Source organism: Sphingobacterium sp. BIGb0116, assembly GCF_024808035.1.
Lineage (GTDB): Bacteria > Bacteroidota > Bacteroidia > Sphingobacteriales > Sphingobacteriaceae > Sphingobacterium > Sphingobacterium paramultivorum.
In genome coordinates this window covers 150448-175652 of sequence record NZ_JANUDT010000004.1, presented here as the reverse complement: position 1 = coordinate 175652, position 25205 = coordinate 150448, and the positions used below count along the sequence as shown (strand labels likewise).

The window sequence follows — 25205 nt, the reverse complement described above, 5'->3', positions numbered from 1 at the left end:
AATTCCTTGGCAAAAAGAGTTTGACGAACGGCATTTTTGTAGTGACGAAGGTTAATATAGGGATGATTAGTCTGTCAAGATTTCTATTTGTTTGTCAAGATTTCTGGCTTAAGCGTATTTTTTTCAGGATTGATGGGAAAAGGTCTATTGTTTTTTTTAACTTACAAGATAGATTTTGTTTGGTAAATTGTGTTGTACAAATAATCGATTTTATGAAAAATCCATTGAAGCTAACGTTTTCCTTTTCTTATCTGGTATGGCCCTTTTGTCTGCTTATACTAACATCCTGTTCTAAAGAGGGACTTAATTCACAAGGAGGTCTAATAGATCCCGGTTTTAAAGCTGTCAACTTACAAACCGGAATCAAGGAAAATGTAATTCCAATCAAAGCGGATTTATGGTATGTGTCCTATGTCAAAGATGCCCTTACAGGAGAAATATTGAAAGATTCCACTGGAAAAAAGCTCAAGTTGGAGCGTACGGGCTCGATTGGGGTTGACGGCGGGTGGCTACAGTTGGAAAAAACAATTAATAACGAGCTTAAATTGACCTTATTGGAAAATTTTAGTGATCAGCCTAGGAATTTTGCTATTGGCATATTATCAGCGGATAAAATGGATGAAGTGAATTTTATTCAAACTAGAGCTGATGGATATGAGTTGGTCAAAAAAGAAATCGAAGAAGTGAAGGAAAGCCGGAAAATCTATGTCAGTACCGAAGGGTGTACTGCGATGAATCTGGTAAATAGCTCAAATCGGGAGCGAAAAGTCGATATCACTGCCATTTTTAAGGACGTAAAGTATAGTTCCGAATTCATAAGTGACAGCTACGGCGCTTTTGACTGGCTCAATAAAACAGACTCTACGATCTTCATGGATGAATTAATGGTAAATGGTGGAGTTCGCTGGCAAGGTAAAGTTCCTTACAGCAAAGGCAAAACTTTTGAAAATTATATTAAATCTGGAGATAAACAAGAACTGCTGCTCAAGCCCAATGCCCAGATAACCGCGAGAGGTGAATTCAAATACCTCGAAAGAACTTGCAATTATATCTTCACGATCAAGAATAAAACATCCGGACACGAATTCCAAGTGAAGGGTACCTGGAAGCAAAAGGTTCCGCTGACCCCACGGACTATTTTGCAATAAGATTATTTATGAGGTTTTAAGCATAACAACAATATAATGACCTTTTTGTAATTCTCGGTAAATATAAAAGCCACATCAGATGATGTGGCTTTTTTGTGTTCTGCTTAATGGCTATACAATGTCTTATTTGACTTGTGTAATTGTTCCGTTAGTAACGCTTCCCCAATTTGTAAGACTTCCATAAACAATTAATTTGGACTTACTGTTGGCAAATTCTACCTTTCCGCTACCATTAATAGTCAAGTTACCGTATACGACAACTTCACCGTCAATAACCATCTTACCATTGATAAATGAAGTGGATTTTGATCCGACAGTTCCCTGAGAAAGTGAACCTGTTACACTCAAGATACCGCTTCCGTTTACGGTAAAAGTTCCACCAATAACACCTGAGCCCACCAAATTCATTGTTGAATTGATGTTAATGTTTTGCTTCAAAGCGATTGAACCATACATATTGAATACACCGCTGTTGATGTTAACAGAATTTCCATTGATATTAAGTGTGCCACACCAGTTAAAATTCCGGTTGATATTGACATTTGAGGCAAATGTTTTTGTATCTGAGTAGCTCGCTTCATTATTAACATTCAGGTCTCCTTGTGTACTGCCTGTGAAAGCTGGATAAGTACCATTACAGCTTGGAGTTGTTGGTTTCAGATCGATGAGTTTAAGAATTTTTAAGCCACCTTTTCCCGTTGCTACAAAAACATAGTTATCTCTACTGATCACAAAATTACTTGAACTGTTGTCAATCGCATTGAAACTTGCACTACCGATATAGTTAAAGTTGTTTTGTGTATCAAATTGATAGGCTGCGATACCAGCACCACCGTTGGCAACAAATACACGTTTGTCGTTTGTGGATACAGCATTGGTCACAATATCTTCTGGATCCATGTTGCTGTCATCAGGACTTACTGGAATACTAATGCGTTTATCCAAAGCTCCTGTATTTATATTATAAATACCCAAGCCCTGAGCGCCTTCAGAAGCTAAAAGATAATTGCTGTAAAAATCGATAGTACGCTTTGCTGAACTTGGATTTTGACCCACATTGATTGTTTTAACCGGATCAAGATTATTGGATACAACTTTTATCCCCTGTGTTCCTGAAAGCACATACATTTGATTTTGGTATGTTCTTACAGATAGGAGATCCGCAATAGTTACCGATTTTTCGATAGCACCCGAAGATTTATTGATTTTGGAAATAGCACCCGCATTACCTGAAACAGCATACTGGCTTTCGTTGTTAAAAGTAACATCTGTTGCCACATAGCTTGGTAGACCTGTATAACGATAAGCATCGGTAGGTAAGCCATTCTGAAGCGGTAAAACAATAAGAACTGCAGGGGAGGTCATTTTTGCCAATACACCTTCATCTGCTGCTCCAGCTAAGAGTAGGCTATTGCCATCAACTGCCAATGAGCTTATGTCGATATTCGGCAATTTAGCATTTACGATAAGACGTGGGTTATTAATATCTGAAATGTCGATGACATCGACACCACCAAGATATCGATCGCCTTCGGTATTGTAACTTACATAAGCGTAGTTGCCCGAAACAGCAACATGGGTTGCCCGAAGCTTATTGCCTTCATAATCCGGAGGAGCGACTTGTGCGACCAAAGCTAATGAGAAGTCTGGGTTTTGAGTGGCAGTGACTGTCGAACCATTGGCTGCTCGCTTACCGGATGCTAAAAGATTAGATAACGGCAATAAACCAGCATTTTGATGATCTAAACGTGCATTCAGTTGACTTGCATTATTGTCAATAACAACAGACTGATTTTTAGGATCATCAATGTTATCACTGTTTTTGTTACAGCTAATAATTGCGGTCAAGGTGAATGCTAAAAGAGGCAGGTAAAATTTCTGTTTCATAATATTATATATCTATCACAAAAGTAAACGAAAAATCTTATAGTTAAGTTTTGTTGCGGTTAATTTTCATAAAGCTGTAGTTGTTTTACTACTACATTTTATGCTGTGTAAACTTCTAGTGAACATAAATTTTTCCATAGCTTGTTCAACTGAGTTTAGCATCTGTAGCGCTCGCAACAGCTCCCTTTCAGCTATGTAATGAGGTACTTAAGAAATGTGGTTTTCTCTTCGACTAGATTATGATATGAAATTGATAATTTTGAAAATAGCTAAACCACTCAAAAATCTGTAAATTATCAGCTATGAAAAGAATAATATGTTTTACCATTGGATGTCTACTTTTCAGTGCTATTTATCTGCAAGGTTGCATGAATAGTGGAAATACTATAGAACAGCGGGGAAAAGAGCCCTCAGTCCCGATACCATCTAATTTTGATTCACTGGAGTATTATTTTGTGGATATTGATTTATTTAAAATAGGTGAATTGGAGGACAAAAAGAATAAATCTGAGAAAGAGCGTCTTTTGTTATCAGTATTGGAAGATGATAAGTTGGATCTTTCCCTTTTATCTCATTTGAAGAATATAGGATATGTTAGAGGCTCACTGGATCAATCTCTCTATAGTGCTGTCGACTCACTATTTTTCTTAAAAACAAGAACAGATCATGTCGACACCTCTTGTATTTATGAATTTCGAGATATCCTTGTGTTCTATAAAAATAAGCAATGCATTGGGATCGCTAAGATCTGTTTTGATTGTAAAGCTATGGTTTCATGGAGCGAAAAACCAAATTTCGCAGGTTTCGGTGATTGGGAAGATTACGATAAATTGCATCTTTTACTCAGGAGAAAATAAAATTTCACCTTTCGAATTCATTTATTTTCCGATTGTTCTAAGGTGTTAGACCAAAATACCTAGTACAAATTATCGCTGAGTCAGCGGGCTGTTACCAATAGCGACAGTTGGAAAGTGTCAGTTGGGTGCTACCTTGTGAAATGTAGCTTTTTGTGTTGAATTAATTTTTAAGATAACGTTTTTTGTATATTTTTATCAGCTCATAAAAAAACTGAATGTTAAATTCTGTGTTCTTATGTTCTGCTTGAACGATATTAACGAATAAGCAGTAAGAGAACGTTCAATTGATTTAAGAACAGCGTTACCTAAGCATTAGCTTTATGCAAGCTTAGCCGATATATTGTATACTAAAACTATTTAAAATGAAACAATGCATAAAAATCGCACTGATCGGACTATTCTTGACATTATCTATAAGCTCTTGTAGCGAAAGACTAAGTGGAAAGGACGAATCGTCCTTTGACAGTTCCCGTAAAAAGGTAGAAGCGAAGCTGAATGACAAAGAAAAAGCGAACTTGGAAAAGGCCTTGCGAGTGGCACTATCCGAAGCGATGTGGCTCAAAATGAACGAACCTCAAAAATATAATGAGGAATCAATAAATCGTATTTCGTTGGGTATGATCGATGGAAAATCTTATGCTGCAGTATTGGACCTGGCCGATGACATCCTTCAAAAACAACAGGAAAGGAAAATAGCTCATCTTCAAAATGAGATCGATAGTCTACAAAAACATAAAACTGAATTTGAACAGGTAAAGAAAGAGCTGGCTGTTTTTCAGTTGGAACCTATTGAACTGGGACTCGAAGATTTCTTTGGCGAACCTGTTCCCAGAATTATAGTGACTATGAAGTATATGGGTAAAAAGCCGCTAAAAGGAAGTCAGGGCTTTTCGTATGTGCTGAAAAAACGTTCTTCACAAACTATTATCAGTAATGAACAGGCTGTTTTTGGCGAATCTGACAGTGTGCTCCAGCCAGGTGATTCTCGTGTCAATACGATAGTCTTCAATCAGCAAAAAAAAGATTATCCTAAACTCTGGAGCTTTCCTCGCTATCCCGTCAAAGGAATCAATCTGACAGATTATGATCTAGAATTAGTTGTGACGACGCAATCGATCAAATCGAATGACCGGGAGACAGTTCTTCCTGAAGGTAGTATAGCATTGATTGATGAAAACTTAAAAAAATTAGAAAAGGAAATTACTGAACTAAAGAAAGAGAAAATTAGCCTTGACGATTTGGAATTGAACTAATTTTGAAGTACTTAAAATCTTCCTTCGTGTTTCAGCGGACTCACTGTTGTTTTACCCTCCAAAGGGGAATGATGACTTGGGTAAAGATAGCTTAATTTATTACTCCGGAAAATTTTCCATAAGCGGTAATGAGTTGAAAATTATACAGCACAAGAAAACGGAAATATTTAAGAGGATCCGATAGTATCGTTTGACTTATATTTTATTGGTAAGACCTGACAACCACGCGAATTGGAGATGAGAAGAAATAAGTAGGGCCCTGATATTAACATCCGAGCCCTACTTATTCGTACTTCTTTGAATGACGGTAAACAGCTTTTTCTGTTTGTCATCTCGGCTATATAAGTGAAGTTACTTCTTGTCCCACCAGACTTTGGATAGGAAAGAGTCACCATTTGTCATGCGTGCTGCAGCCTCTTTTAAATTTGCTGCGTTTAACTCAGCCTCTTCACTTGAATAAATAGCTCTACGCGGTATTTGTCCATTGGTGGAACCTGGGTTAGGACCCGGGGTTAATCGAGGATATCCTGTACGTCGCCATTCGGCAAAGGCTTCCATGTCCCGGCCAAACAGGTGAATCCATTTTTGTGTCGCTATTTTCTCCATTTTCTGTTCGTCTGTCAAGCCGCTTAGATTGAGCACAGGTTCGTATGAAGAAGGGATTGCCGTCATATTGTATGGCGGAAGTGCCAGCGCCGCTTTAACACCGTCTGTAAAGAACGTTTGGGCATTTGCACTTGTAGCACCCCAGCCAAGAAGTGCAGCTTCGGCTTTGTAAAAACAGATATCCGAATAGGTAAAGGCATAGCTTGGGATCGGTGCGAATGAAAGGCTGAACCAAGTCGACTTATTGGCTGTTGAATAGTTGGCGCGAATCAGTTGTGATAGCTGGTTATCGGTCAACGAAACCCCAATACCTTGATAGGTTGCGACTCCATTGCTATTGACCGGTTCGGCAAGTAAAGGAAGCCTTGGGTCATTGTATTCTTTGAGTTTGTCAACCAGCGTATTAGCCAAATAACGTAGATCGGCACTTCCGGTAGTCATTTGACGTAAAATCGGGTTCTGGTTTTCAGCTTGAGCATCGTTGTAGGTCGGTACTGCTGCATTATCACTGTTGCTGGAGAATAGACCTATAGCAGAAGTCATTGCTTCGGTAACCGTTTTCTGGGCCAAAGAAGGATTGGCGTACCGCATGCGCATGCCGAGCTTTAGCTTGAGCGAATTGCCAAATTTTTTCCATTTATCGATACTGCCTTTGTAAAAGAAATCTGAAGAGCCGTAAGACAGGTCTCCGCTCGTAAGCCTCGCTAGAGCTGCATCGACCTTTTGAACCAGTGCCGGATAGATATCTTCTTGTTTGTCAAATTTGGGCGTACGGTTAATTTCCTTATTGGATTTTGTGATCTCGGAGTAGGGGATGTCACCAAACAAGTCTGTAAGGCGCTGATAGAGGTATACTTCATAAAGTTCGGCAATAGCCAGTTTACTTCTCCCTTCTACATTGTCTTCCTTGCCGCTCAATTCCTGTTTGATCTGAACGATATTGCGGAGCAGGGTGTAGTGCTGCGACCAAATAAGATTTTCGGGACCTTCAAAATATCGAGAAACAGGCACTACCGGTCCACCGGCCCAATGTTGGATCCAAGAGCCAAACTTGTTGTTGGGTAGTTCCCCAGATTCCTGAAAAGTGCCATCACGTAGAATGCGAGCTATGAGTAAGGAAGGGTCTACAGTGGTGACAGATGTCGGCGGCGTATTGATCCGTTCGAAATCTTTGGTACATGAACCTAATCCTGCCACAGAAATAAGTCCGACGATGAATGTATTTTTAAATAGTTTCTTTTTCATGATAAAGGGTTTACAGACCAACAGTGAGATTAATACCGAATGTGCGCATCATTGGAAGTGACGTTGATTCAATACCGATGGAGCTATTGTTTACATTGAAAGCAGAAGCTTCTGGTGAAAATCCATCAGTTTTCCGTTGAAAATAAAATAGATTCCGCCCATAGACGCCCAATTTTATGGAGTTAACAAGTTTATGTGGCATCAGCTTTTTAGGGAAAGAATAGGAGAGACTGATTTCGCGCATGGCAATATAACTCATATCATTGATCATTTCTTCGGATACCATGACTTCTTTGTCACTCGCAACCATGTTCCAGTAATCTTGTGCGGCAACCTGCTTGCTGTTTTTTGTTCCTGTACTTGTCCAGTTCCCTGATCCATCTTTTTGTCCGACCATCCCTTCGGCAAGGTAGGTGCCATCACGGCCTTCCAAGGTCTTTTTAGAAGTACCATAAATGATCTGCTCACGATTGGATTGGGAGAAGATCACGCCGCCCTGACGGATATCGACAAGTGCATAGAGGTTGAAACCTTTATATTTAAAGGTATTGGCAAAACCACCCAGCCAGTCGGGTTGTGCATTTCCAAGATCGGTTTCTACACGTCCGGCTGTACGCAAAGGGAGTCCAGTGGTAGGGTCGATCAACCTATTTCCCTGATCATCTTTGATCCATGCAAACTGAGTCCCAATTAGCTGGCCAAATGGTTTTCCGACCTCCGCAACCACATTTATCCCGCGGTCTGTAGCGAGTAAAAAACTTTCTACACCGGGATAGAGTGATTCAACTTTATTTCTGTTGCGGTTGTAATTGAAGGTTGTATTCCATTCAAATCCCGATTCGCTTTTGATTGGTGTTGCTCCCAATACAAATTCAATACCTCTGTTGCTAATTTCTCCAGCGTTGATCCTATTTTTTACATAGAGACTGGAAGGGGCGATTGGTACGTCCAAAATCTGATTCTTTGTCTTGGCCTGATAGTAGGTGAAGGAGAAAGAAAGTCTGTTTTTTAGAAATCTCAGATCTGCCCCAGCTTCGATAGACGTGGTCAATTCGTTTTTCAAATTCGGATCAGGAATAATTTCTGTATAAGAAGCCATTGGTACACCACCATGGGTATACTGGTTGAGACTATATGCCCCTGTCAGCTGATATGGGTTTCCTGAACTACCGGCCTGGGCCCATGAACCTCTGATTTTGGCGAAAGACAGTGCGTCAGATTGCCATTTGAAGGCATCCGATAAGACTAAACTGGAACTTACACTCGGGTAGAAAAACGAATTGTTTTCCTTTGACAGGGTCGAAGACCAGTCGTTACGGGCAGAGAAATCAACAAACCAATAGTCTTTGTAACTGAACTGGCCCGATAGATAAGCCGAATTAATCTTGGACTCGATCAGGTCAAATATGTAACTATTTGTCGTGGTGTTATTGATTACAAAGAGATTCGGAACAATAAATTGATTACCTGAATTTCCTGTCATACGCAAATACCGGCTTTGATGGCTGGCCCCTAAGTTGGCACTGAGTTTAATGTCATCAGTCAATTTGAAGTTGGAGCTAGCGAGGACGTCAAAATTGTCTTCGCGGGCTCTGATGACCTCTTCGCGAATATCACCCTTTCGGTTCAAGCTTTGGTAGGTGTTTATTGGACGGTAACGAAACCGTTGATCGGTATAGAAGTCCGTACCCCCGGTCGCTGTGACCTTAAGCCAAGGAGCAAAGTCGTAACTCAGACGGAGTAACCCTATGATGCGGTCCCGACGATCTTCATTGTGGTTTTCATGAATGGTCCAAAAGGGGTTGGCTGTGGAACTATTGGTGGCATATGTTTTCTCCAATCCTTCCGTCAATCCCGAAAATCCAAGCTGTCTGCTGATCTCCTGTGCGTTCCATTTATACTGTGCCATGATGTCGTTGCCCAAGCTTCGCGGCTGGCTGATAAATAGGTAGGCAGGATTGTCTGCAGCATCGGCCAGTGTTGGCCGGTTTTGCCCCTTTTGCGCGATATAGTTCGCCTTGATGTCGATGTGAAATTTATCGGTTATTTTTGCTTGGGTGCGCAGACCGAAATTGTTTCTCTTCAGCGTATTGGTTGGGATATAACCCTTTACATCTGTATTGGCAAATGAAAAACGGTAGTTTACTTTGTCGGTTCCGCCATCGATACTAAGGTTGTTGACAAACTGTTTCTCCGTTTGAAAAAACGACGAGTAGGTATCTGGTTTTGGTGTTAACTGTAAGATGTTGCCATAAGCATCTTCATAAGTCTGGCCTTCCATTTTTGCACCCCAGCTTGCCCGTGTCGTACGGTCACGTCCGGCACTCATTTTAGGCATACCACTGTAACCATTTTTCAGCGCTTCGCTCATAGAAACAATGGTGCCGTCATCTTTTCTGAAATGTGTAAATGTTCCGTTAAATCCTTGTCCATAGACATTTTGAAAATCCGGTAAGACCAGTCCATTGCCCAATGAAAAATCTGTACCATAGCTAAAACGGGTCTTACCAGCTTTACCGGATTTAGTTGTGATCAAGATAACTCCGTTACTTCCTCTTTGTCCATAAAGTGCGGCCGCATTCGGGCCTTTTAATACCGACATTGTTTCGATGTCTTCGGGATTGATGTTTCCGATTCCGTCGCCATAATCGGTTCCCCCAGATTGGTTTGGAGAGGAAATGTTTTGATTATCAATCGGTACTCCATCAACAACATAGAGCGGCTGGCTATTACCGATAAGTGAGTTGTTACCACGTATCACGACCTTGGATGAACCTCCGGCACCGGATGCGGCGCGGCTCACCTGCACGCCGGCAACTTTACCCGATAAGGCATTCGCCACATTGGTTTCCTTACCCTGCGTCAGCTCGTCGCCTTTGAGTTCAGCGACCGTATAACCGAGCGCTTTTTTTTCGCGTTTGATACCGAGTGCTGTAACGACAACCTCCTGTAGGTTTTGCGCACTCGATTCCAAACTGATATTGATCGCTAGCTTGTCTCTGTCTGTAATGGTGTAATCCAACAGTTCTCTGCTTTTAAAACCGATAGACGATACGCTGATCTGGTAGCCCTGTCCAGCGGGAATCTGGTCGAATGAAAAAGTTCCGTCAGGCCTACTGGTTGTTGTTTTTTTCATTCCGTTCGTCGCATTACGTATGGTAACCGTCGCCGAGGGGATGGGCTTTCCTGTTTCATCTTTGATTACTCCGTTAATGGACGCATTTTGTTGGGCATTAGCAAGAAGATAGCTTGTTGACAAAAGCCCCACGAGGCCAAGACGCAGTGCCCAGTTTACGTCGGCTCGAATGTTGGATCTCAACAATAGCATAGTCAGGATACTATGCTTGGAAGGTAAATAATTGTGCATAATTTGTGGGTTATGTGAGTGAATTTTATTCGGTTTGTACATGAATGGTTATTTTATGGAGTGCTTGGATATCAGCTAGCATGTTGACGTATGCTAATGCTGTATTTTTATACGTTCCACTATAGTATTTATCTTGTATATCTTTAGGTTCAAAGCTCAGTTTAAGGCCATAATTATGACTGATGATGTGAAGTACATCTTGTAATGGGAGGTTTTTAAAGATCAGCTGTCCGCTAGTTTTTAAGTAAGACCCCCTTTTGCTGGATTGAGAAGTATTGACTCGGGTTTCGGCAATGATCTGTTGTAGCTTGCGATCAATGCTGATTTCTTCGTTGGGTTGAAACTGTAGATTTAAGGTCTGTTTATTTTCAGGACGCTGATTGCTTTTGACTTCAATACGGCCTTCATAGAGCTTTATTTTCGTAATCGCGCTACCACCTTCTTCTACACTGAAAACAGTGCCAAGTGCGGTTGTTGTCAAATCTGCCGTATGAACGCGAAAAGGCTTTGTCTTATCCTTTGCTACCGTAAATTTGGCTTTACCTTTCAATTGGATTTCTCGCGCGCTAATAGTTGTGAAATCTGAACTGAATTTTACTTCAGAATTGGGGTATAGGTCGATAGTAGACCCGTCTGGGACGGCAATTTGTTGAATGGTATTACCTGAATTGATATAATATAAATTACTTGTTTGCTCCTGCGGTGTGGGCTGGACTTTCTTCGCGCTACGGTATGCGGTGTTATATTTAGGAGAATCGATCTGGTTTAATCCCAGCCAAGCCCCGATTCCAATGAAGAAGATAATAGCCGCATATTTTAACCAGCTGAAACGATCTTTATTTTTTTGTCCTATTTGTTTGAAAATACGTGCTTTTATTTCCTTTTGGTTTTTAAAATCCGAATCCATCTCATATGCTTGCCATTCCGTTTCCGGCATAAAATCCTCCCAATAAAACTCGTTATTGGCCAGCGCATTTTCTACTGCGGCAATTTCTTCCGTACTGGCTTTACCGCTTAGGTATTTGTCGATGAGTGTTTTTGTAATCTTCATGTATAAAGATTACGATTGAAAATGAGGTACCCCCCAAAAAGAAATTAAAAAATAATTTGCACCAGCATACTGAACAGTAAAGCCTTTCGAATGGTTTTTAGTGCTAGTGTCAATTGGTTCTCCACAGTTTTTGTCGATATGGCCAGCTTGTCCGCAATTTCCTTATGCGAAAGATTAGAAAATCGGCTTAGCATAAAAATCTCCTTGCGTTTCTCCGGTAGTTTATCGACAATTTCATGGAGTGTGGATGTAAGTTGTTTGGCATAAAAATCATCCTGGGGGCTATGGCGCAAGACAAATGTCTGATCGTGATCCAGAAGTTTCTTGCGGTTATACTCTGCCTTGACCAGATCGATCACCACTGTTCGGGTGATACAGAAAATTTGGGATTCTATGGTGGCATCGATATTTTTGTCACTCATATTTTTCCAGAGTTTGATAAATACACGCTGTACAGTTTCTTCGGCTAGATAAGAAGATTTGGTTTTATGGACTGCATATTGATATACTTTGGAACTCCATAGGTCAAAATATTCCTCGAATCTTCGAACGATAAGCGCATAATTGATTTCCATAGTGTAGGCTTGGAATAAATGAATTTAGCGATAATGCGCTTTCGCTGCAAGTTTTTTAAAAAATATTTTGCCTCTTTTCTTAGTGGATGAGATTTGTTTTCTGAATGATCTTCGACGTATGGTTATAGACTCTCAATTGGATATTAGTTCCTTGATTGGATTGATTTAGGAATACGATGTTCCCTTTCTGGTTGACATTCAGTGTGTATGTTTTGTTCTTCTCCATCTCAATCTCCTCTGATTCATTCAAAATTTTTAGCCGACCGGTCGATGTTTTTTTAGCTGTAATGGAAAATGGACTGGCATCTTCGGTTGAGATGGCTAAGGAACTATGTGCGGGGATTGATGTATTGATATACAAAGAGCCTTTTTCTTTTTTTTCTATCCGCTGAACGGTGCAAGACTGGAGGGCAATAAAAAATAGAAGGGCGGAAAATAATTTCATAAATAAGTCTGTTTTTTTATATGGGATCTAATCATGCATTATACCGGAGGTTTTTCCCACTACATTGGAGTTAGATTACTCCAATGTGGTGGGAAAAACCAGTTATGGTCTTAAAAATACAAAAAAATCATAATGACTTATTAATAGAAATGGGGTATTTAACGGATATCTGCATACGATCGTTGTGTATTTATTCGCTAGGTCGGTATTTATACCCCTTCTTGTGTATTTGATACGGGTGTTTGTAAGACTCTATTTGGACTGGCATAAAGTTTGAATTTTACCCAGCTGTAATAAAATAGAGTATTCACATTAACACATCAACGTATGAAAAAATTAATTCAAACACTGGGACTAGGTATGCTTATTTTAACGGTTTTAGTAGGCTTTACATCATGTAGCAAAGACGATGATCCGGCCGACAACGATCTTTTTGTTGGTAAATATGAAGGCACTATCTCGTATGATGATATGAATAACAATGACAATGATGTTGCCGCTGCAGAAGGAACAGTTACCGTAACAAAAGTTGGCGATACCTATAATTTCGTTTTTGGAAATGGGATTCCAAATCTCAACGGCGTAGATTTTGAAAAAAAGGATAACGTCTTGGTCAACATTGGTTCGGCAGGTACAGGAGTTATCCGTATTGATGCCGGTAAATTGACAATTGGTTATACAAAAGACAGCAAGGTATGGACGGCCAATTGTAACCGGAAATAATATTATGAAGAATAGAAAGTGCTTGTTTACCAGGTGAATGTTATAGAATTAACATTTTATAACATTATTTTTTAAACGATTAGCTGTACGATACTGTTCTATTAGTAAACAACGAAAGGAAATAATTATGAGCGAATTAACATGGAAAGGCCGTTGGAACGAAATCAAAGGTAAGGTAAAACAACAATATGCAGATCTTACTGATGATGATCTATTGTATGCCGAGGGCAAAGAAGATGAGTTGGTAGGTAAACTTCAAAAGAAGACCGGTAAAACACAAGATGAGGTAAATAAGTGGTTAAATGACTTGTAGGTTTAGAATTGTGTGATAAAAAAGCGGGTAACAGCATTGTTATCCGCTTTTTTTATTTAAGGCCATATCACTCATGAGGATTTTGAGCATTTTGAATTCCTATTGCTTTGGATAGATTCTTTTCTTTCCAAGTCCAAGATGGAGCAATTGCTTTTTTATTTTTTATTAAAATTGAAACGGCGAGCAATGCTAAATCCCCAACGGAATTGTCCCTTACCCCAGGAGCTATTTGTTTCGCTAATAAACTGAGATTCTTGTATTGCGGTTGCATTGGTAAAATTGAGATGGAAGATATGTCCTCCGGTATCCATTTCCAAACCGACACCTAATGCATTATAATAACGCTGTCCGCTTACATCTTCACGGTATTTTTTGTTCGACGACTTTCGGAAAGGTAATGTATAGTCTGCTACTAATGCGATCCTATTGCTGACCTTGGCCCGCCCGCCAATACCAAGAGCAAATACATCATTTTGATCGTTATAAGCAGTATAGTTCCGGTGAAGAAAGGTTGGGACCACAACGAGCGATAGATTTGAGCTAAATTTACGGGCAATGATGAGCTGCATCACATAACTCAATCGATCATTGAAGTCTTCAAAGCTTGCTGCCGAAGATTTATCGGAGCTGGCTTCCATAGCAGATAGGGTTGTACTTCCAAAAAAAGCAACGGAAACAGGTACATTATTGTCGACCGTTTGTTCGATAAATCGGTATTTCACATTACCCTCAAAGAGTTGTCTAACCTCTGTTGCGCCCTTCGTGCGGGCGATTCCAATGTTTAGATTATCTGATAGACCGTAATCAAAACCGATTCGGATGTCGGTCGAATTATCGAGGCCGAAGAAATTCTTCCCTCCACCGGCGGCGCCTGCGATATCGCCAAAACGGTGATCTACTCTAAAGTCCATTTCATGTCGGTGAATTGTTTCTGTCGTCTTAAGGTTGATCAGGTTACCGGATTTAAAGGTTGCAGTGACTTTTTCATTTTTAACCCCATCGATATGGATTAATTTATCAAGGTCTTCCTGTGCAAATAACTTTGTGAAAGTAAAGCACAGGAGTATAAATAGTGTTTTTCTCATTTGCAATGAATTCGAGTAGTTATGGTTTGTAGGTCGCATCAACGGTGATTTTTACTACTTCAGCAATTTTTTTTCCGACGATGGAAGGAATAGTAATTTTGTGATCGGCGAGTTTTACCTGAAAACTTGTAACAGCTTTTAATATCCCATCTTTAACAATAAATGCAGCCTTCGTGCTGTAAGGTTTGGTAACCCCATGGATCTGAAGTGTGCCCGTTACGTTCAGCGTATAGTTGCCGTCCTTTGTTAATTTGTCTGCATTTTCGACTTTACCTTTAAATTCTGATAGGGGATATCGATCACTTTCCATGTAATTTTCATTGAAATGCTCTTGCATGAGCTTTTTGTCAAATTGAAAAGATGTATTTTTTACCCGAAAGATGATATCTCCGCTTTGGAGGTTCATCGCTGAAGCGCCTAAGATACTTTTGGCTTCGATGTCTTCCAATGGTGCATTACTGAAAAAGGTGATGCTGGTCTCTTTTGAAACAAGGGAAGCCTTTTGTTGCGCAAATGTCTTCATACTAATGAGCATCATGAAGAGCGCTATATAAATGTTGATTTTGTTCATAGGTATAACATTAATTTTCAGGTGAATTTCTCTTAATCCATGCATCCAGCAGTTCTATTTCTTTTGCTGTGAGTGAGCCGCCCAGTGGCATGGATTTGGTCACCAGTACTGCATTGTTGATCTTTGCAATATTGTCTTTGACAGAGGTATAACCACTGAACGTCCATCGTCCACTAGCCGAACGTCCTGCTGCGTGGCATGAACTACATTTCGTTTCAAAGAGTGCTTTAGAAAAATTCGTATAGGACACATTCTGGACTGTCACCGTTTCAGTTCCGTTATCTGGATTGGTCGTAAGTTCTTGTGCTTGCTTTTTGGTACAGGCCGAGAACGAGAGAACCGTTAAGGTCAAGAGTGAAATAACAAAGTAACGATGTGCGCTGAGGCAAGGATTTGTCGTTTTTAGATTTTGTTCCATAAGTTTGAATAGTTAGTCTTGACTTAGTTAGCAGGAGCAACGGCTGTGTTGTCATTTACGATTGGCCAAACACCAACGCGTGGGAAACTTATTCCTTTGTTGTCTCCGCGTTGTATATCCTGGCCGAAGTAATATAAGGGCCATCCTTTGAAAGTTAATTGTTTCTTTCCATAGACGGTAATGACAGCAATGTCAGCTGTACGAACAAGGGAAGGCAGAGCTCCCGTCTCTTTTTGAAAGATAGGCCAGGTCGCATCATTACTGAAATCTGCAGCAGTATAATTGTTTTTGTTGAATTTGTCGGGTTTAAAAGCATACAGCGTTCTGCCCTTATCATCTGTCAGATAAATTGTTTTTCCGGTTCCTTCGATGTAGTCACCTAAATAGTTTTTAGTATCGTGTCCAATAAGTTGTGCATTGGCCACCATGAGTAAATAATCTGGTTTGGCCACATACCATATTTTATTGACAGCATCTCCTTTCACCTGACCAGATTGACTATCGCCTGCATAGTAGTAAAGAGGCCAGCCCTTATATGTACTTTGTTTGGAACCATCTTCACGTGTTATTTCACCGAGCAGGCTTTTGTCAATTTTCAGGTCTGTACTTGTTTCGCTGCTGTAATAAACCGGCCAAGTGGCTATACAATTACCGCTGCAGGTCGAAGTTCCCTTTGTATCATTCGAAAAGAAATAGAGTGTTTTACCGTCGGCATCGGTCAGAATATTGCCAAACTGTGTATTGGCAGACATTTGCACGCCCTTGTTTTTATTTTCGACATTGCCAGGCTCACCATCGCTTTTTGAACATGCAGAAAACATCGCTAAGGCCAATAGACCACCTATAAAGGTTAATTTGACTTGTTTTTGGTTTGATTTCATAATTGTATGTTTTAAAATAATGTCTTGATATTACGATCAGGTCAGCGTAAAGGTTGCTTTGAAATCGCGCTGAAAAAAAATATTTTTTGCAGGCAACCTTTTCGATTATCTACTCGTAATAGACTTAATACTATATTTATCAAAAGAAAGAAGCAATAGCGAGTGGCGATAACAGAAGTTGACGAAAAATCTATCCATATTATTAAAGGATGTATTGATGAGGACCGCAGGGCTCAGAAAGATCTTTATACTATCTACTACGCTATGTCTTTAGGGATATGTCTGCGTTACGCTAATCACAGAGAGGATGCCATAAGTATTTTAAATGAAGGCTTTTTCAAGGTTTTTAAAAATATCAGTAAATATGATTTTCAGAAGCCTTTTTCTATATGGATCAAAAAAATCATGACAAATACTGCAATTGATTTTTATCGAGCAAAGATTAAACAGGGCATCTTGGTCGATGTTTCCATGTATGAGCATACCATTGTTGAAGATGATAGCATCAGTCAAAAGTTAAACTATGAAGATTTATTGGCCATGGTGCAGCAGCTTCCACCTGCCTATAGGACAGTGTTCAATCTCTATGCGATCGATGGTTATGGACACGAAGAAATTAGTGGCATGTTGGGTATTGCCATTGGAACATCAAAATCTAATCTGCATAAGGCACGTGGCCGACTGGCAGAAATGGTGGAAGTTCAAGGGGTAAAATTTGGTAAAACGGAAGAGAAAAGATGATGGAAAAGGATAAGAACAAGATTGACGAGCTATTTAAGGATGGCCTAAGTGATACTAACTTTGACTTTGATGAATCACATTGGCAAGATATAGAATCGCGGTTAGACAATGAAAGGCGTGTAAAGAAACGAAAGATCATCGTTTTAATGACCCTTGCAGCCACGCTCGCTGCGGTTTTAACGGTCTTTTTTATTTGGAATAGCGCGTTATTTAAATCGAATAATTCACAAAGTGAAATAAATGAGGCCGGTATTTCGCCCAAAAAAGAGGTTCGGGAGATCAAAACTGTTCAACCTAAGGAAAATTCGGTAGACGAGGCCAAAGGGGATCAGAGTTGGATTGCGTTTCAGCCGATCAAACGCACGAATCGTGCATTACAGATTTCAAATGAAACTATAGTACTGCAGGATATTCGTTTGGGAAAGATAGCCGATGCATATCCGATAGGCGTGCAAGAAGGAAAACTGAATACTGAATTTACAATTCCACGCATGGAGTATAACAATCCGAGATTGCCTCATTTCAAGTTAAGAGAAGAATCGGTCGATGGGCTAGGGGAGCGTCTGGCAGCCATCTATCAGCCTAAAGAAGGTATCGGATCCGAAGGACAGGAAAGAGAACGGTCGGTTGTAAGTTTCTTGGCGGGACCAGATCTCACAAGCGTGCGTGGAGCAGGCAAATCCTCACTTAGTGAGAATATCGGTTTGGCTTATTCTTATCCCCTCACAAAAGGATTAAGTGTGTCTGTGGGAGCCACCTATGCTAAAAAGAATTATAAGTCAGCTTATAAGTTTTATGCGCCATCAAATCCGCCGGAAATGACGCAATTGCCAAGCAATGTGAGTGCTGTATGTGATGTTATTGATGTACCATTGACAGCAAGTTATACGGTATTGAAAAGTAAAAAAGTGAAGTTTAATGTTAGCGCAGGACTTTCGAGTTATTTTATGCTAAAGGAAAAATACACTTTTGATTATGAAAACGGAGGTAGCTACGGTGGATCTCAGAAAAGTGCCGTCTATGAAGTGAATGGAGAGAACCAGCATATCTTCGGTGTTGCTGATTTTTCGATCTCCATTGAGAAGAAAATCAATGATAAAATTAACATCGGTGTAAAACCTTTTGTTAAAATGCCATTGACAGGGATAGGCTACGGAAATGTGGACCTGGAATCTAAAGGCGTCGCGTTTACCTTGGGAATGAGTTTGTAATTCGGATATATTCCGTCGCAGACGACCAACTAAACCTATTTTAGCGAGCTTGTACCCTGTTACTAGCCCGTTTGTACCCCCCGAAAAAAATTGGCACCTGATCTTTCTGATCAGGCAAATAAGTACGTTTCTTTTTTACTGTATATCGTCATTCACTTCAAAATGCACAGAAAATTAAACTTCTATTACATTTTAATGTGCTGTACGTATGTGAACAATTCGGTTAATAACTGTTCGCATACGTACATTTCGTTTTTTGAAGAAGAGCTTAGATCGCCCATAATGGGCTTTAAAAGGCATAAATGAACCTTGGGGCCAACTGGTATGGTCTTTGGCACGGAGCTAATAAAATTGATCGTATGTTCTTTATGCATTTTGAAGTTCACTTTTCCATTTTAGCCATTCAGCGACTTTTGCTGGTTATTGATCTAAAATCCATGGGCAACAAGCATTTGGAGCGATAATTTTGAGTCAACAGATAAGCAAGGTAAAAAAAACACAAAAAAAAGATAGTATGAAAACTCTCGTAAAAACATTCACAGTAGCAGCTTTAATGGCCGTATCAACATTTGCTATGGCAGCTGAAGGACCGGGTTCAAAATCAAACCCAGTCAGCATTAATCTATCAACCGCAGACTTTGCGCTAGAGCACTATGTCGCCGTGATCACTGAAGGTGAGTCGGCTGGAATAGAACAGTTGTTTGCTGAAGACTTTAATCTAAAGGTACAAACGGGCACCTTAAAGTCATATAGCCGCTATGAAGTGGTTAAATCCTTGAAAAAGTAAAAAAATATCCACCTGAATTGTGCGGTTAGCACAGATGTAGTTGAACAGTCTACAGATTATATGGTGGCCAGGGTTACGTTGAAATTTGAAAATTTCACCAAAACCGATCTTGTTACCTTAGTGCGTGAAGGTAAAGACTGGAGAGTATCCAAATCGATCAATTCCTATAAATAGAAGCTCATAATTTTGGGGCCAGTTCAGTTATACCAAAAGCTGATCCCTAGTGAATAACATGTTTATAAATTTAGTTTAGAAGCCACGTCGGGAGATGTGGCTTTTTTTGTCTGCCTTAACCAGAATATCCTTTAACAAGGTCAAAAAGCCTAAATTGACGAATTTACCCCTTAAAATAAGAAGATTCTACCCCCCTTCCTCTGTAACGTTTTTGATAATATTGCAAGTGTCAATATGACGTTTTATTGTATTGACGATGTTAAATAACCAAGAGTGTTTGCCTGATTAGATGAATACCCGCTCCAAATCACATAAAAAATAGGTGGGGGGAAAGTAAGTTGGCTAAAACTCAAAAACAGCTAAATAACCAAGTTTAATTATGATGAATTTACCAATCAAAAGTGGATTGTTTGATCCTTGAATTCCTAATGGAACGCAATATTGCTACCTCATATTGCCATGTTACTCTTCATCAAAATATTATTTAATCACTAAACAGTTTTACTTATGAAAAGGAAAATAGTATTAACACAGCGCTGGCTTTGTTGTATCTGCTTTTTACTTTTAAGCTTACAGCAGACTTATGCACAGTCAATAACTGTACGGGGCCAGGTTACCGAAAATAACAGGCCACTTGCTGGAGTGACCGTTAAAAATATCGGTTCCACAATGCAGGCGCAAACAGATACACAGGGAAAATATACACTCAGTGCTGCGACAGTCACGGCATTAGAATTTACCTTTCTAGGTTATGCGAAACAGCGCTTTGAATTCAGTCAGCTTAAACAGATCAGCCAAGGAAACTACGAGCTTAACGTGCAGCTTGATGCTTCCGAAGGAGATGTTTTGGATGAAGTGGTGGTCGTTGGTTTTGGCTCGCAGAAAAAAACAAACCTGACTGGTTCTGTTGCGGTGGTAGATGCCAAGCAGCTGGAAAATAGACCTGTAAGAAATGCTATCCAGGCACTGCAAGGACTGGCCCCCGGCCTAAATATTTCCCAAAACTCGGGAACGATGGAAACCAATCCATCCATTAATATCCGGGGGACAGGTACAATCGGAACATCTTCTTCGGCACCATTGGTCCTAATTGACGGTTCTGAAGGATCTTTGGCGGCATTAAATCCACAAGATATCGAAAGTGTGTCTGTATTGAAAGATGCCGGTGCTGCTTCAATCTATGGTTCTAGAGCCGCTTTTGGGGTTATTTTGGTCACAACAAAATCTGGAAAGGCTGGACGTACTTCGGTAAATTATAATAATAGCTTTCGTATGAACGCACCGACATTGATGCCTAAGATGATGGATTCTTACACTTTTGCTCAATACTTCAATCAGGCCGAAGTCAATGCAGGCGGTTCACCACATTTCTCCGCGGAGCATCTGCAGCGCATCTTGGATTATCAAAACGGAAGCCTGAAAAATTCGACCATTGTCGATCCGAATAATAAGTTGTACTGGGCTGAAGGATATGCCTATGGTAACGACAATAACGATTGGTTCGATGTCATGTACCGGGATCAGGCTTTTGCCCAGGAACACAACCTAAGTCTCAATGGTGGAACCGAAAAAACAACCTATTACCTTTCTGGCAATTTCATGAAGCAACAAGGATTGATGGCCTTCAATACAGACCATTACGACCGTTACTCTGTTGCGGCTAAAATCAATTCTAAAGTATCTGACATCTTTCAGGTAAATTACAACGCTAGGTTGGTACGTGAAGACTACGACCGTCCTGCGGCATTGACCAATAGTTTCTATGATGATTTAGGAAGACAGGGCTGGCCAACGCTGCCACTTTATGATCCGAATGGATACTTGTTCAGTTCTCCTTCACCTGCACTTGCCATGAAAGAAGGCGGACAGGATAAATCCAGTAAGGATTACATTTATCAACAGTTACAACTGATCCTTGAACCAATTAAAGGATGGCGTACAACCGGTAATTTTAACTATAGGACCACAACTCAATTTCGTCACTGGGATTCGCAGCGTCTTTACAATCATGACGTAAATGGTGATCCTTATTTGTATAAAAACTCTTCAAACGTCTACGAATTTGGTTTAAAGGAAAACTATTATAACATCAATATCTTTTCTGATTACGATAAAAGCTGGGGCGACCATCATTTTAAAGTTATGGTCGGTGGTCAGATTGAACACACGGCCTATCGCAATCTCGGTGTGCAACGTGATGGAATCATTATCCCGGATCAACCGGTATTGAATCTGACTTCCGGCACAGATATCAATGGAAAAGCAGTAGTGCCTTCCGTCTCTGGCGAATATCAAAAATGGGCAACAGCGGGTTTCTTCGGCCGATTGAATTACAATTATGCTGAAAAATATCTATTGGAAGCTAATTTGCGCTATGACGGTTCATCACGTTTCCGTAGCGATAGCCGCTGGGGCTGGTTTCCTTCAGTTTCCGCAGGATGGAACATCGCCAAAGAAAACTTCCTTGTAGAGTCGGCACCATTTATTAATATGCTGAAATTAAGAGCTTCCTACGGAGAGCTAGGCAATCAAAATACCGATGTCTGGTATCCGACTTATGTCACCCAACCAACGGGGACAGCCAATGGTGCTTGGCTGATCAATAATGCGCGACCAAATTCTGCATCGGCTCCAGGCCTCGTAAGTGCTTTATTGACCTGGGAATCTATCAATACGAAAAACTTAGGTGTCGATTTTGCCTTTTTAAATAGCCGTCTTTCTGGATCTTTTGAGGTCTTCGAACGGAAAACATTTAATATGGTCGGCCCAGCTCCGCAGTTGCCAAATACATTAGGCACAACAGTTCCTCAAACAAACAATACCGATTTAAAAACAAAAGGATTTGAAGCTACCCTGGGCTGGAATGACCGTACTGCCAGTGGTTTTGCATATGGAGCAAAGTTCCTCTTGTCCGATTATACCACAACAGTAACACGCTATCCTAACGCAATAGGGTCATTATCAAACTATCGTGAAGGTCAAAAGCTGGGTGAAATATGGGGGTATCAAACCCTTGGTATTGCCAAAACAGAAGAACAAATGAGCCAGCATCTGGCGAGCTTGCCCAATGGTGGACAAAATGCATTAGGAACACAATGGGGGGCAGGAGATATCATGTATGCTGATCTTAATGGAGACGGAAAAATAGATGGTGGAAGCAATACAGAGGCCGATCCGGGTGATCGTCGTGTGATTGGTAACAGCACACCGCGTTACTCCTTTGGATTGAATCTGAATGCGGACTACAAAAATTTTGATTTTAGCATTTTCATGCAAGGTGTCATGAAACGCGATTATTGGCAAGGGGGCTACTATTTTTGGGGAGCAACTTCAAAATGGTGGTCAACGGGCTTGGTCGATCATCTTGATTATTTCCGTACTGCAGATAATCCCCTGGGTGAAAATCTTGAAGCATATTACGCACGCCCTGTTTTTGGTACTGCTAAAAACCAGCAGACGCAGACGCGCTTTTTGCAGAACGCAGCCTACATCCGCATAAAAAATATTCAGCTGGGCTATACCTTGCCGAAAGAAACAACAAAACGTTTCGGTGTAGAGCGTTTACGTGTATACGTTTCTGGAGAAAATATCTGGACCGGCTCAAGTGTAGCGGGAATGTTTGATCCCGAAACTATTGATGGCGGAAGCAACGGAACCGTTTACCCATTGACTAAAGTCTGGTCTGCAGGTTTAAGTGTTACATTTTAAGTCGATTCATTATGAAATTCAATAGTACTATTTTTAGATTGATGCAATTGGGCCTTGTCGCTTTGGTAGGTCTAGCTTCCTGCAATAAATATTTGGATATTGCACCCCCTTCGTCCATTATACCTGAAGCCTATCTGGATGAGGAATCACAACTTGCTGCCTATACCGTAAATCAATATGCTGGACTATTTCCTTCGCACGGCAACTGGTCATTTGGCACTTTCGGCATCGACGGAAACACAGACAATATGGCTATTCCAACACTCGATAACAAATTTATTCCGGGCCAATGGCGCGTAGGATCGAATGGCGGTGACTGGGATTTTTCAAGTATTTATCAAATGAATTATTTTATAAATACGGTGGTTCCCAAATGGAAAGAAAATCGTATTCTCGGAAATTCCAGTAATATATCACATTATATCGGTGAAGCCTATTTTTTACGGGCCTACGTTTACTTTGGGAAATTGCAGGCCTTGGGTGATTTTCCTATTATTCGCAATGTGATGTCGGATAAGGACAAGAATATTTTGGTAGAAGCAAGTAAGCGTTCGCCAAGAAATGAAGTCGCTCGTTTTATTCTTTCTGACTTGGATTCGGCTATTACCTTGCTGAACCAAAGTTCTCCTGATGGTAAAAAACAGCGGATCTCAAAAAATGTCGCGCAACTATTCAAGTCCCGAGTAGCTTTGTACGAAGGTACATGGCTCAAATACTTCAGCGGAACCGCATTCGTCCCTAAAGGACCAGGATGGCCGGGGGCTGCAAAATCATACAATAGCAATTACGCATTCCCGACTGGAAGTATTACTGGAGAGATCGACTACTTTTTAACGCAGGCCATGGAATCGGCAGCTGCGGTTGCTGACAATGTGCCGCTGGTGAGCAATACCGGGATAATAGAATCTGCCAATAACGAGAATCCATATTTCAGCATGTTTGGTGCCGTGGATATGTCCAGCTATGGCGAAGTACTTTTGTGGCGACAATATAATCAAAGCCTGGTGACACACAATGTACCGGTATATGCACAGCGTGGCAATTATGCGGTTGGTTTGACACGCGGCCTTGTTGAAAGCTTCCTGATGTCCAATGGACTGCCTATTTACGCTTCGGGCAGCGGTTATGCTGGCGATGATTACATCGCAGATGTTCGGAAGAATCGCGATGGTCGTTTACAATTGTTTTTAAAAGAGCCTGGCCAAAAGAATGTATTGGTCAATATTGGACAAGGTACGCACTACACGCTCATAGAGCCCACCCCGACGGTATACGATACCGATTGGGAACGACGTTACACAACAGGTTATACAATTCGTAAAGGCATTTCATACGACGGTTTACAAACGCTCAACGGTCAGGGATTTACGGGTAGCATTACCTTCCGAGCTACCGAAGCTTACCTCAATTATATGGAGGCTTGTTATGAAAAGAATCAAAATTTAGATACGAAGGCGCAGGCCTATTGGCGCTCATTGCGTACACGTGCTAAGGTCGACCAAGATTTCAATGCAACCATTGCGGCAACACAAATGGAGAAAGAGAAGAAAGATTGGGGTGCGTATTCTGCAGGACAGTTTGTGTCACCTACATTGTACAATATACGTCGCGAACGCAGAAACGAACTCATGGCGGAAGGTCTACGTTGGATGGATCTCAAGCGCTGGCGTGCGATGGATCAGCTGATTACAACAGCAGACCATTTTGAAGGTTTTAAACTTTGGGGACCGATGAAAGATTGGTATAAACCCGAACAGCTGATTTATGGTGCTACCAATGATAAATCTGTCGTTTCGGATCCCGCACGGAGTGAATACCTCAGACCATTGGAGATCAGAAGCAATGCACTGTCTTATACCGGTGTAAAATTTGCCATGGCACATTACCTCGCCCCCATTGCCATAGAACATTTCCAGTTGGCTTCGGATGATGGAACAGCAGAAAATTCTGTTATTTATCAAAATCCAGGATGGTCACTTATCAGTGGAACTGCCCCAACCGGACTGTAGAAAATATGAAAATGGATATGTGTCATCTCATTATTACACAAATACGAATATATCCCTCTTTTTGACTCAATATCCCCCTTGATCACGCAGAAAAAGGGGGATATTTTTGTTTACTGATCATCAAGAACTGTTAGCTCAAAGAAACTTAAA

At 40.7% G+C, this 25205-nt stretch carries 21 protein-coding genes; 11 read left to right on the top strand and 10 right to left on the bottom strand.

What is annotated here, in order from left to right:
- The first annotated feature begins 212 nt into the window (after positions 1-212).
- Positions 213-1148, top strand: a complete 936-nt coding sequence (locus tag M2419_RS11825) for a hypothetical protein (RefSeq protein ID WP_182329861.1) — start codon at positions 213-215, stop codon at positions 1146-1148.
- A gap of 123 nt (positions 1149-1271) precedes the next feature.
- Here the strand turns inward: M2419_RS11825 and M2419_RS11820 are convergent, their stop codons facing one another.
- Positions 1272-3035, bottom strand: coding sequence for a hypothetical protein (locus tag M2419_RS11820; RefSeq protein WP_182329859.1), 1764 nt, complete (start codon positions 3033-3035; stop codon positions 1272-1274).
- A 302-nt stretch (positions 3036-3337) separates the two neighbouring features.
- Here M2419_RS11820 and M2419_RS11815 point away from each other — a divergent pair, with 302 nt between their 5' ends.
- On the top strand, positions 3338-3892 hold the full coding sequence (locus M2419_RS11815) for a hypothetical protein (protein ID WP_259255148.1): 555 nt from the start codon (positions 3338-3340) through the stop codon (positions 3890-3892).
- A gap of 362 nt (positions 3893-4254) precedes the next feature.
- On the top strand, positions 4255-5145 hold the full coding sequence (locus tag M2419_RS11810) for a DUF6694 family lipoprotein (protein ID WP_159729681.1): 891 nt from the start codon (positions 4255-4257) through the stop codon (positions 5143-5145).
- Between the two features lie 351 nt (positions 5146-5496).
- Here the strand turns inward: M2419_RS11810 and M2419_RS11805 are convergent, their stop codons facing one another.
- The 5 genes from M2419_RS11805 to M2419_RS11785 form a co-directional block, all read right to left on the bottom strand.
- On the bottom strand, positions 5497-6996 hold the full coding sequence (locus tag M2419_RS11805) for a SusD/RagB family nutrient-binding outer membrane lipoprotein (protein ID WP_259255147.1): 1500 nt from the start codon (positions 6994-6996) through the stop codon (positions 5497-5499).
- Between the two features lie 10 nt (positions 6997-7006).
- Positions 7007-10363 carry a SusC/RagA family TonB-linked outer membrane protein gene (locus tag M2419_RS11800; RefSeq protein WP_259255146.1) on the bottom strand — a complete coding sequence of 1119 codons (3357 nt, stop codon included), beginning with the start codon at positions 10361-10363 and terminating at the stop codon, positions 7007-7009.
- A gap of 25 nt (positions 10364-10388) precedes the next feature.
- On the bottom strand, positions 10389-11414 hold the full coding sequence (locus tag M2419_RS11795) for a FecR family protein (RefSeq protein ID WP_182329850.1): 1026 nt from the start codon (positions 11412-11414) through the stop codon (positions 10389-10391).
- Positions 11415-11458: 44 nt separating this feature from the next.
- Positions 11459-11989 carry a sigma-70 family RNA polymerase sigma factor gene (locus M2419_RS11790; RefSeq protein WP_120335467.1) on the bottom strand — a complete coding sequence of 177 codons (531 nt, stop codon included), beginning with the start codon at positions 11987-11989 and terminating at the stop codon, positions 11459-11461.
- Positions 11990-12068: 79 nt separating this feature from the next.
- Complete coding sequence (locus M2419_RS11785) at positions 12069-12434, bottom strand: hypothetical protein (protein WP_259255145.1); 366 nt, start codon at positions 12432-12434, stop codon at positions 12069-12071.
- A 327-nt stretch (positions 12435-12761) separates the two neighbouring features.
- On the opposite strand from M2419_RS11785, the gene M2419_RS11780 reads away from it, so the two are divergent.
- Positions 12762-13157, top strand: coding sequence for a hypothetical protein (locus tag M2419_RS11780; protein ID WP_259255144.1), 396 nt, complete (start codon positions 12762-12764; stop codon positions 13155-13157).
- Between the two features lie 127 nt (positions 13158-13284).
- Positions 13285-13470: a CsbD family protein gene (locus tag M2419_RS11775; RefSeq protein ID WP_046672091.1), complete on the top strand. Its 186-nt coding sequence runs from the start codon at positions 13285-13287 to the stop codon at positions 13468-13470.
- A 155-nt stretch (positions 13471-13625) separates the two neighbouring features.
- On the opposite strand, the gene M2419_RS11770 is transcribed toward M2419_RS11775, so the two are convergent.
- From M2419_RS11770 to M2419_RS11755, 4 genes are read right to left on the bottom strand one after another with little or no spacing between them, the layout of a single operon-like run.
- Complete coding sequence (locus M2419_RS11770; RefSeq protein ID WP_259255143.1) at positions 13626-14555, bottom strand: DUF5777 family beta-barrel protein; 930 nt, start codon at positions 14553-14555, stop codon at positions 13626-13628.
- 19 nt (positions 14556-14574) lie between these two features.
- A complete protein-coding gene (locus M2419_RS11765; protein WP_259255142.1) occupies positions 14575-15126 on the bottom strand; it encodes a YceI family protein in 552 nt (183 codons plus the stop codon).
- 10 nt (positions 15127-15136) lie between these two features.
- Positions 15137-15544, bottom strand: a complete 408-nt coding sequence (locus tag M2419_RS11760; RefSeq protein WP_182329840.1) for a cytochrome c — start codon at positions 15542-15544, stop codon at positions 15137-15139.
- 23 nt (positions 15545-15567) lie between these two features.
- Complete coding sequence (locus M2419_RS11755) at positions 15568-16425, bottom strand: hypothetical protein (protein ID WP_159729657.1); 858 nt, start codon at positions 16423-16425, stop codon at positions 15568-15570.
- Positions 16426-16587: 162 nt separating this feature from the next.
- On the opposite strand from M2419_RS11755, the gene M2419_RS11750 reads away from it, so the two are divergent.
- The 6 genes from M2419_RS11750 (at position 16588) to M2419_RS11725 (ending at position 25055) form a co-directional block, all read left to right on the top strand.
- Entirely contained in the window at positions 16588-17166 is a 579-nt protein-coding gene (locus M2419_RS11750; protein WP_120335478.1) for an RNA polymerase sigma factor, read from the top strand.
- Positions 17163-18377 (top strand): outer membrane beta-barrel protein, encoded by a 1215-nt coding sequence (locus M2419_RS11745; RefSeq protein WP_182329836.1) that lies wholly within the window; start codon positions 17163-17165, stop codon positions 18375-18377. The genes M2419_RS11750 and M2419_RS11745 overlap by 4 nt, the downstream gene beginning before the upstream one ends.
- A 302-nt stretch (positions 18378-18679) precedes the next feature.
- On the top strand, positions 18680-18841 hold the full coding sequence (locus M2419_RS11740; protein ID WP_182982727.1) for a hypothetical protein: 162 nt from the start codon (positions 18680-18682) through the stop codon (positions 18839-18841).
- Positions 18842-18891: 50 nt separating this feature from the next.
- A complete protein-coding gene (locus tag M2419_RS11735; protein ID WP_259255139.1) occupies positions 18892-19164 on the top strand; it encodes a hypothetical protein in 273 nt (90 codons plus the stop codon).
- A 681-nt stretch (positions 19165-19845) separates the two neighbouring features.
- Positions 19846-23046, top strand: a complete 3201-nt coding sequence (locus M2419_RS11730; RefSeq protein ID WP_259255138.1) for a TonB-dependent receptor — start codon at positions 19846-19848, stop codon at positions 23044-23046.
- An 11-nt stretch (positions 23047-23057) separates the two neighbouring features.
- Positions 23058-25055 (top strand): RagB/SusD family nutrient uptake outer membrane protein, encoded by a 1998-nt coding sequence (locus tag M2419_RS11725; RefSeq protein WP_182329830.1) that lies wholly within the window; start codon positions 23058-23060, stop codon positions 25053-25055.
- The last annotated feature ends 150 nt before the right edge of the window (positions 25056-25205 follow it).

What these genes read in the sequence shown, in the direction of transcription:
- M2419_RS11825 (WP_182329861.1), top strand. Translation starts at nt 213, where the DNA reads ATGAAAAATCCATTGAAGCTAACGTTTTCCTTTTCTTATCTGGTATGG.
- M2419_RS11820 (WP_182329859.1), bottom strand. Translation starts at nt 3,035, where the DNA reads ATGAAACAGAAATTTTACCTGCCTCTTTTAGCATTCACCTTGACCGCA.
- M2419_RS11815 (WP_259255148.1), top strand. Translation starts at nt 3,338, where the DNA reads ATGAAAAGAATAATATGTTTTACCATTGGATGTCTACTTTTCAGTGCT.
- M2419_RS11810 (WP_159729681.1), top strand. Translation starts at nt 4,255, where the DNA reads ATGAAACAATGCATAAAAATCGCACTGATCGGACTATTCTTGACATTA.
- M2419_RS11805 (WP_259255147.1), bottom strand. Translation starts at nt 6,996, where the DNA reads ATGAAAAAGAAACTATTTAAAAATACATTCATCGTCGGACTTATTTCT.
- M2419_RS11800 (WP_259255146.1), bottom strand. Translation starts at nt 10,363, where the DNA reads ATGCACAATTATTTACCTTCCAAGCATAGTATCCTGACTATGCTATTG.
- M2419_RS11795 (WP_182329850.1), bottom strand. Translation starts at nt 11,414, where the DNA reads ATGAAGATTACAAAAACACTCATCGACAAATACCTAAGCGGTAAAGCC.
- M2419_RS11790 (WP_120335467.1), bottom strand. Translation starts at nt 11,989, where the DNA reads ATGGAAATCAATTATGCGCTTATCGTTCGAAGATTCGAGGAATATTTT.
- M2419_RS11785 (WP_259255145.1), bottom strand. Translation starts at nt 12,434, where the DNA reads ATGAAATTATTTTCCGCCCTTCTATTTTTTATTGCCCTCCAGTCTTGC.
- M2419_RS11780 (WP_259255144.1), top strand. Translation starts at nt 12,762, where the DNA reads ATGAAAAAATTAATTCAAACACTGGGACTAGGTATGCTTATTTTAACG.
- M2419_RS11775 (WP_046672091.1), top strand. Translation starts at nt 13,285, where the DNA reads ATGAGCGAATTAACATGGAAAGGCCGTTGGAACGAAATCAAAGGTAAG.
- M2419_RS11770 (WP_259255143.1), bottom strand. Translation starts at nt 14,555, where the DNA reads ATGAGAAAAACACTATTTATACTCCTGTGCTTTACTTTCACAAAGTTA.
- M2419_RS11765 (WP_259255142.1), bottom strand. Translation starts at nt 15,126, where the DNA reads ATGAACAAAATCAACATTTATATAGCGCTCTTCATGATGCTCATTAGT.
- M2419_RS11760 (WP_182329840.1), bottom strand. Translation starts at nt 15,544, where the DNA reads ATGGAACAAAATCTAAAAACGACAAATCCTTGCCTCAGCGCACATCGT.
- M2419_RS11755 (WP_159729657.1), bottom strand. Translation starts at nt 16,425, where the DNA reads ATGAAATCAAACCAAAAACAAGTCAAATTAACCTTTATAGGTGGTCTA.
- M2419_RS11745 (WP_182329836.1), top strand. Translation starts at nt 17,163, where the DNA reads ATGATGGAAAAGGATAAGAACAAGATTGACGAGCTATTTAAGGATGGC.
- M2419_RS11740 (WP_182982727.1), top strand. Translation starts at nt 18,680, where the DNA reads ATGAACCTTGGGGCCAACTGGTATGGTCTTTGGCACGGAGCTAATAAA.
- M2419_RS11735 (WP_259255139.1), top strand. Translation starts at nt 18,892, where the DNA reads ATGAAAACTCTCGTAAAAACATTCACAGTAGCAGCTTTAATGGCCGTA.
- M2419_RS11730 (WP_259255138.1), top strand. Translation starts at nt 19,846, where the DNA reads ATGAAAAGGAAAATAGTATTAACACAGCGCTGGCTTTGTTGTATCTGC.
- M2419_RS11725 (WP_182329830.1), top strand. Translation starts at nt 23,058, where the DNA reads ATGAAATTCAATAGTACTATTTTTAGATTGATGCAATTGGGCCTTGTC.